The 2,384-nt window shown below is 57.5% G+C and carries 1 rRNA gene (cut by a window edge); it reads left to right on the top strand.

Annotation, left to right across the window (positions count from 1 at the left end):
- A 23S ribosomal RNA gene (locus ABGA99_RS36420) occupies positions 1–2,361 on the top strand (it extends 767 nt beyond the left edge of the window).
- The last annotated feature ends 23 nt before the right edge of the window (positions 2,362–2,384 follow it).

The raw sequence follows: 2,384 nt of genomic DNA on the forward strand, positions 1-2,384 counted from the left end.
CGCTCTAGACCCGAAGCGGAGTGATCTAGCCATGGGCAGGGTGAAGCGGCTGTAAGAGGTCGTGGAGGCCCGAACCCACCAGGGTTGAAAACCTGGGGGATGACCTGTGGTTAGGGGTGAAAGGCCAATCAAACTCCGTGATAGCTGGTTCTCCCCGAAATGCATTTAGGTGCAGCGTCGTGTGTTGCTTGCCGGAGGTAGAGCTACTGGATAGGCGATGGGCCTTACCGGGTTACTGACCTTAGCCAAACTCCGAATGCCGGTAAGTTGAGCGCGGCAGTGAGACTGCGGGGGATAAGCTCCGTGGTCGAGAGGGAAACAGCCCAGAGCATCGACTAAGGCCCCTAAGCGTATGCTAAGTGGGAAAGGATGTGGAGTCGCAGAGACAACCAGGAGGTTGGCTTAGAAGCAGCCATCCTTGAAAGAGTGCGTAATAGCTCACTGGTCAAGTGATTCCGCGCCGACAATGTAGCGGGGCTCAAGCGTACCGCCGAAGTCGTGTCAGCAGCACTTTAGCCTTAACGGGTGTGTTGTTGGGTAGGGGAGCGTCGTGTGCCGGGTGAAGCCGCACTGGAAGGTAGTGGTGGACGGTTCACGAGTGAGAATGCAGGCATGAGTAGCGATACACACGTGGGAAACGTGTGCGCCGATTGACTAAGGGTTCCTGGGTCAAGTTGATCTGCCCAGGGTAAGTCGGGGCCTAAGGCGAGGCCGACAGGCGTAGTCGATGGATAACCGGTTGATATTCCGGTACCCGCTGTGAAGCGCCAAACATCGAATCAGGTGATGCTAAGCCCGTGAAGCCCCCTGTCTGATCCTTCGGGTGAGGATGGGTGTGGTGGAGCCGGTGACCCGAGCTTGTAGTAGGTGAGTGATGGGGTGACGCAGGAAGGTAGTCCAGCCCGGGCGGTGGTTGTCCCGGGGTAAGGGTGTGGCCCGTTGTGCAGGTAAATCCGCGCAACATGAGGGTGAGACCTGATGCCGAGCCGATTGTGGTGAAGTGGATGATCCTATGCTGTCGAGAAAAGCCTCTAGCGATGTTTCATGGCGGCCCGTACCCTAAACCGACTCAGGTGGTCAGGTAGAGTATACCGAGGCGTTCGGGTGAACTATGGTTAAGGAACTCGGCAAAATGCCCCCGTAACTTCGGGAGAAGGGGGGCCGCTTCCGGTGATCCGTTTTACACGGGGAGCTGGGGGTGGCCGCAGAGACCAGCGAGAAGCGACTGTTTACTAAAAACACAGGTCCGTGCGAAGCTGTAAGGCGATGTATACGGACTGACGCCTGCCCGGTGCTGGAACGTTAAGGGGACCGGTTAGTCACTCTTCGGGGTGGCGAAGCTGAGAACTTAAGCGCCAGTAAACGGCGGTGGTAACTATAACCATCCTAAGGTAGCGAAATTCCTTGTCGGGTAAGTTCCGACCTGCACGAATGGCGTAACGACTTCTCGACTGTCTCAACCATAGGCCCGGTGAAATTGCATTACGAGTAAAGATGCTCGTTTCGCGCAGCAGGACGGAAAGACCCCGGGACCTTTACTATAGCTTGATATTGGTGTTCGGTTCGGCTTGTGTAGGATAGGTGGGAGACTGTGAAGCGGCCACGCCAGTGGTTGTGGAGTCGTCGTTGAAATACCACTCTGGTCGTGTTGGATGTCTAACCTGGGTCCGTGATCCGGATCGGGGACAGTGTCTGGTGGGTAGTTTAACTGGGGCGGTTGCCTCCTAAAGAGTAACGGAGGCGCCCAAAGGTTCCCTCAGCCTGGTTGGTCATCAGGTGGTGAGTGTAAGTGCACAAGGGAGCTTGACTGCGAGACTGACGGGTCGAGCAGGTGCGAAAGCAGGGACTAGTGATCCGGCGGTGGCTTGTGGGAGCGCCGTCGCTCAACGGATAAAAGGTACCCCGGGGATAACAGGCTGATCTTCCCCAAGAGTCCATATCGACGGGATGGTTTGGCACCTCGATGTCGGCTCGTCGCATCCTGGGGCTGGAGTCGGTCCCAAGGGTTGGGCTGTTCGCCCATTAAAGCGGCACGCGAGCTGGGTTTAGAACGTCGTGAGACAGTTCGGTCCCTATCCGCTGCGCGCGTAGGAGTCTTGAGAAGGGCTGTCCCTAGTACGAGAGGACCGGGACGGACGGACCTCTGGTGTGCCAGTTGTTCTGCCAAGGGCATGGCTGGTTGGCTACGTTCGGGAGGGATAACCGCTGAAAGCATCTAAGCGGGAAGCCTGCTTCGAGATGAGGACTCCCACCCCCTTGAGGGGTTAAGGCCCCCTGTAGACGACGGGGTTGATAGGCCGGATCTGGAAGCCCTGTGAGGGGTGGAGGTGACCGGTACTAATAGGCCGAGGGCTTGTCCATAGCTGCTTGCGTCCACTGTGCGG

Source organism: Streptomyces sp. B5E4 (assembly GCF_039871555.1).
Classification (GTDB): Bacteria; Actinomycetota; Actinomycetes; order Streptomycetales; family Streptomycetaceae; genus Streptomyces.